2 protein-coding genes and 4 pseudogenes are annotated in these 5,366 nt (G+C 60.5%); 2 read left to right on the forward strand and 4 right to left on the reverse strand.

The window, feature by feature from the left end:
* Positions 1 to 618 precede the first annotated feature (618 nt).
* Positions 619 to 1,100 (forward strand): annotated as a pseudogene (locus MFF58_RS31195) (helix-turn-helix domain-containing protein); the annotation flags it as partial.
* A gap of 4 nt (positions 1,101 to 1,104) precedes the next feature.
* Positions 1,105 to 1,569: pseudogene (locus MFF58_RS31200) on the forward strand (ATP-binding protein); the annotation flags it as partial.
* A gap of 214 nt (positions 1,570 to 1,783) precedes the next feature.
* Here MFF58_RS31200 and MFF58_RS31205 read toward each other — a convergent pair.
* From MFF58_RS31205 to MFF58_RS31220, 4 genes and pseudogenes are all read right to left on the reverse strand, one after another.
* Positions 1,784 to 3,679, reverse strand: coding sequence for a Hint domain-containing protein (locus MFF58_RS31205; RefSeq protein ID WP_238294149.1), 1,896 nt, complete (start codon positions 3,677 to 3,679; stop codon positions 1,784 to 1,786).
* Between the two features lie 98 nt (positions 3,680 to 3,777).
* Positions 3,778 to 3,945, reverse strand: coding sequence for a hypothetical protein (locus MFF58_RS31210; RefSeq protein ID WP_238294151.1), 168 nt, complete (start codon positions 3,943 to 3,945; stop codon positions 3,778 to 3,780).
* 375 nt (positions 3,946 to 4,320) lie between these two features.
* Positions 4,321 to 4,721, reverse strand: a pseudogene (locus MFF58_RS31215) (IS5 family transposase); the annotation flags it as partial.
* Positions 4,722 to 4,788: 67 nt separating this feature from the next.
* A pseudogene (locus MFF58_RS31220) lies at positions 4,789 to 5,254 on the reverse strand (DDE-type integrase/transposase/recombinase); the annotation flags it as partial.
* Positions 5,255 to 5,366: the final 112 nt, after the last annotated feature.

Here is a 5,366-nt window from a genome sequence, read left to right on the forward strand (position 1 = left end):
CAGCGGCAGAAGCACGAACAGCGCCGTCACCGCCACGCCGACGTCCAGGCTCCGCTTGGCCGCCCAGTCCAGACGCAGGCCGCCAACCACGAAGGGCGCGGGGGGCAGAACCGCATCGGCGACGGTCTCTGTAGCCCCGCTCACCTGCTCAGCGACTAGCCGAGCGGCCTCAGTCATATCCAATTGGCATTGCGATCCCGAGAAGGCCACCGAAGCGGAATGACATTACGGTGGACAGTTGATATCTATTTACCAGTAGTTAATTAGCTCATGAAATTAGTACCAGCAACCTATTCAAAGCATGAAATTGAGCGAATTTATTTTTATGCTCATCAAAATTGGAAAACCATCCATCGGCCGGCATATTTAAACATTTAACAGACACTGCGCTCGGTAATTTATATCGATTGACCTTTTTGTCGCGGCATCAAGCGCGGTTTGGTACAAAGATAGAGGGCTAATATGCTGTTTCTCGCCACAAATATTGGATTTATGAACCATCACTTTGAGGCCGAATTTAAGGCACCTGATGCTGCGACCAAGTGATCTGAGTTAGAAGAGGTTTGACAGTTTATTCGGGTGGGCGGATCTTTGGATGCGTCCTGATGGAAGTGCGCCATGTCGCGTGGCCCAAAGGCAGTCTCTCTCGATCTCAGCCAGCACGAGAAGGGTGAGCTGCGCCGACACGGGACCGGGCAGGCGCTGGTTTCGCGACTGCGTATCATCCTGGCCTGCGCCGAACCGGGCGCGACCAACCTGGGGATGGCGACGGCGCTGGTGGGCAGCCGCCAGACGGTGGCGCTGTGGCGGGCCGCTTCGCCGCGCATCGGCTGCAGGGGCTGGTCGACGCGCCGCGCTCCGGGGCGCCCCGCAGCATCGATGACGAGGCCGTCGAGCGCCTGGTCGCTCTAACTCTGGAAGAGCCACCGGCCAACTCCACGCACTGGAGTACCCGCTCGATGGCGCGCCGTACGGGCATGAGCCAGAGTGCGGTGTCACGGATCTGGCGCGCCTTCGGTCTGCGGCCGTACCAAGCTGACACCTTCAAGCTCTCCGCCGATCCAGCGTTCGTCGAGAAGATGCGCGACTTCGTCGGCCTCTAGCGGGGGGCAGAGCCATCTCGCCCCCGTGATCGGGCTCGCCCTCGTCGAGGCCGGCTTCAAGTTGCTGTTCACCTGCACCACCGACCTCGTCCAGAAGCTGCAGGTCGCCCGGCGCGACCTCGGCCTGGAGGCGGCCATCAGCCGGCTCGACCGCTTCGACCTGCTGATCCTCGACGACCTCGCCTACGTTACTAAGGATCGAGCGGAGACGAGCATGCTGTTCGAGTTGATTAGCGCCCGCTACGAGCGACGCTCCTTGATAATCCCCACCAACCAGCCCGTCGGCGAGTGGGGTCGGATCTTCCCCGATCCGGCATTGATGCTCGCCGCCGTCGACAGGCTGGTGCACCATGCCACCATCTTCGAGATGAACGTCGAGAGCTACCAGAGTCGTACCGCCCTCGATCGAAAGCGCGGTCCCGGCCGACCACCGACCCGCGCGACAATCAAGACCGCTGAGGCGTAACTCGCTGCGACACGAACTTCACTCAGATACACCTTGCGCGGGTCGACTGACCCGCTCATCTTCAATCGGCCGCGACACCAGTCTCTCATCCTGATTGTCGCTCGGCCCTCATCCAGATCGTCGCGCTACACTGCGGACGATGACGCTCGCGAGCGCTGGCATACGCCTGAGAAGCTGAAGTCGTCGGCATCACGCCCGCTCCAGCAGGTTGTGGTTACGCCGCCAGCAGCGCCGTCCACGCTCCCGCCGCATCGATCTGCTTGGCGCACACCAGAGCCCCGTCGGTCGAGCGGCGCACCTCGACGACGTGCGGCACGCCCAAGATCAGGGGCACCGCCAAGCCGAGGTCGAAGCCGTGGCGACCGTTTCCCACCCCGGCCGCCGCGATGTCGGCCCGGTACTCGGAGGCCACCGCCAGAGCCACAATCGTGCCGTCCACTAGGATGTCCAGGCAAACCGGGGCGTCCGGCTGACTGGCGTCCTGAGCCCAGCCGGCCAAGTGCAACTGGCCGTCAGCTCCAACTACGCATCGATCGAGCCAGGCACGCACGGGGCCTAATTCTGCGGTACCACCCGATGAAACAGCCCGACGGGCCAAGCGCCCACGCAGCGCGGCGAGTTCGGAGCCAAGTTCGGTTCGAGGAGCGTAGGACATGGGCGCTGCGCCCGCGTCGAGAGCCTGCACACCGCAGAAGCCCACGCGCAAGCCAGGGGCGGGCAAGAAGCTCTCCGTTGGTGTGTTCTCGGCCAGCAGGAGATCGTGGCTGTCCAACTCGACATGCCAATAGGTGAGGTCCTGAACCACCTCGCCGCGCGTGATCGAAGTGCCGTTGACGAGGTGGCCAGCGGCGATGAACAGGCCGTCGACCATCAGAGCATGATCCGGGGATACAAGCAGGTCGCGGGTGGGGATGCCATCGCTGAGCGCTCTAGCTTTAATGCGCACTGGGCGATCGTGCTTTGGAGCCGTCAAACCGACGTAGCAGCGGTTGCCGATCCACCGGATGGGACGCGGTTTGCCGGTGGCGGTGATGACAAGGTCGCCCACGCATAGGCGTTCGACTGGCACGTCTTGGATGGTGCGCCCGCGAAGTACGCGGATGCGCGTTCCTGAGACGTAGCAGCGGGCTGGGCCGACCGTTTGAGCTGCGTTCGGATTAGTCGAGGCAGGTGACGGCGTCGGCTTATCGGAGCCGGAAGCAGCATCAGGGTCAGTGGATGCACTGCCGCCATTCACCGGAGTGCCGCCGCCATGGTTGCCCGGATCCGGTGGTGGCGACAGATTAGCGATCGCGGCTTTGAATGCGGCGCCTGCGTTGGGGTACTGACCATTATGCAATTCACCGGAGTAAGCTCCGTTTGATTCCCAGTAATTTTCGTAAATCATATCATGATCGGTCATCCATTTGAACATAGACTGAACATATGGACCGTCGTTATTACTGGAAACCCCCCATTCAGAGATTGCTGTCGGCTTACCGTGTGCTTGTGCGAAGTTTGATTGCCAATTCAAGCCATAATCGGTGGACACTTTGTGGTTGAAGGCAGGAATTGGGTCGGATGAGTCCCATTGATGGTTGTAATATATATCAGATCCGATCACATCGACATAATTGTCGCCCGGATATGCTTTAGACGGATCCATATTGCCGCCATCTATATTCACATCCCAAACGAATTTAAATTTACTAGAAACAGAATGGAAGGTTTGGGCCGCGTTTTGGTATGTGGTGATGAAGGCGGCCTCGTGACCTTTGGCGGCCCACGGTTGCCAGTTTCCGTTGAACTCCCATCCGAGACGGACGTAGATTGGTTGATCGGTGTCGCTTGCCGCCGCCATAGATTGCGCGGCATTGAGATAATGATCGTTGTATGATCCGCTGGCGGTTTGCTCTAAACTCGTACCAGTTACGGTCAAGGGAACGGAGTAGATCGGGTCGGCTGAGGAGCCTTTCCACATGTCAACTGAGTATGAGATCGAACTATCAAACGCCTGCCAACTATTTTGATTCAGAAAAACGAGAACATTGTCGGCGGGCTTGCCGGCCCAGGTATTATAAGATGCTACATTATTGGGATCATTCCCACCATAAATGCCGGTTCGTAGCATGAGAATTACTCGATATTATAGGCGTGATTTCGCGCAGGTGGGCACGAGGCTATCTAAAATTATTTACTAAAATCGTTAACCGAAAATTAATCGCCGGGCTAGAGTGTGACGCTGTTGCCGCCGCGCATGGTCAGCTGCAACCGCCACCGCACGAGCTCGATCAGCTTGAACCACGCCAGCGCACTGATCAGCAGTGGTCGCGTCGGGTTCGAGCCCAGCGGCATGGCTAAAACAATTTGGATATCGGCCTGCGGCCCCGCGATCAAAGAGGACGATCGCCGCGGCCGTGACTATGCTGCTCTTGTTTCTTCTAAGGAAATCAGCCGACGAGACACAATGGAGTCGAGATCGAGCCGGGCATTATCAATCAGAACATCCAGTACCGCTACCTTCGGTCGAGCGATCTACCCTGTCCCGACCTCGTAGTCCTGATCGTTCCTACGCAGCGATGTGACGTGTGACTCGGTATCGTTCTCGAAATTACTGACGAGCATCGTCAGAGACTCCGCTTCACGGCGTCGAGCGCGCCGGGTTGTAGCGCCCATCGCTTTTGGTCCGAAGCCACCGATCAGGGCGTGGTCCGCCGGATCGTCGGACGCCTTGCGCAGGGCCTTCACCAACTCGTCGTCTACCGTGTCGACTCAAAACCAGTAGCTGATGGTGGCGGAGAGGCAGACGGCGGCGAGATAGTCGGTCGCTAGACGGTCGTAGCGGGTGGCGATGCGGCGAAAGTCCTTGAGGCGGCCGAACATGCGCTCGATGGCGTTGCGCCCTCGGATTGTGCACGGGTGAGAAGCACGGCGTCCAGCGGCGGTTGATCTTTGGCGGGATGTTGGTCGCGGCCCCGGCTGCCTCGATCTGCCGCCGAATGGCGTCGCTGTTGTAGCCCTTGTTCGCTAGCACGATGCGGCAGGCGGGCAGGCGTTCGAGCAGCAGCGCGCCGGCCTTGCAGTCGGCGGCCTGCCAACCAGTCAGCAAAGGCGAGTGGGCGGCAAAAGCGGTCGGTGAGGGCGTGAATCTTGGTCGTGCGCCCGCCCCGCGAGTGAACCGCTCCGGGTTTCCCGGAGGCCGTTTGGCTTGGATCATGCGGCCAAGGCTTGCGCCTCGGTTTAGGCATAGTAGCGCGCTTCGGCATCGGCGGGAGGGATATTCCCGATGGGTTCGAGCAGGCGGCGAGTGTTGAACCAGTCGAGCCATTCGAGGGTGGCGAACTCGACGGCCTCCAACTGAGCGCCACGGGCCGCGCCGGTGGATCACCTCGGTCTTGAACAGGCCGATGATCGTCTCGGCGAGAGCATTATCGTACGATTCGCCGACGCTGCCGACGGAGGGTTCGATAGCTGCCTCGGCGAGGCGCTCGGTGTAGCGGATGCTGACGTATTGCGACCCGCGGTCGGAATGGCAGACGAGACTGCCGCCGGCGAAGGGGCGGCGCTCGTGCAGGGCCTGCTCCAGGGCATCGAGCACGAAGTCCGTCCGGGCCGAGCCCGATACGCGCCAGCCGACGATCCGGCGGGCAAAAACGTCGACGACGAAGGCCGCATAGACGAAGCCGCTCCAGGTCGTGACGTAGGTGAGATACTGTCGGCGAAGTCAGGCGGCTTTTGCCAAGGCTGCGAAGCGGGTCACGCGTGTTCTGGCCCGGGGCGTCTCTGCCAGCCAGTGTACAGCTCGTGAGGCATTCATC

The organism is Methylobacterium longum (assembly GCF_022179385.1).
GTDB lineage: Bacteria > Pseudomonadota > Alphaproteobacteria > Rhizobiales > Beijerinckiaceae > Methylobacterium > Methylobacterium longum.

Coding starts and splice junctions, on each gene's coding strand:
- MFF58_RS31205 (WP_238294149.1), bottom strand. CDS start 3,679: ATGCTACGAACCGGCATTTATGGTGGGAATGATCCCAATAATGTAGCA.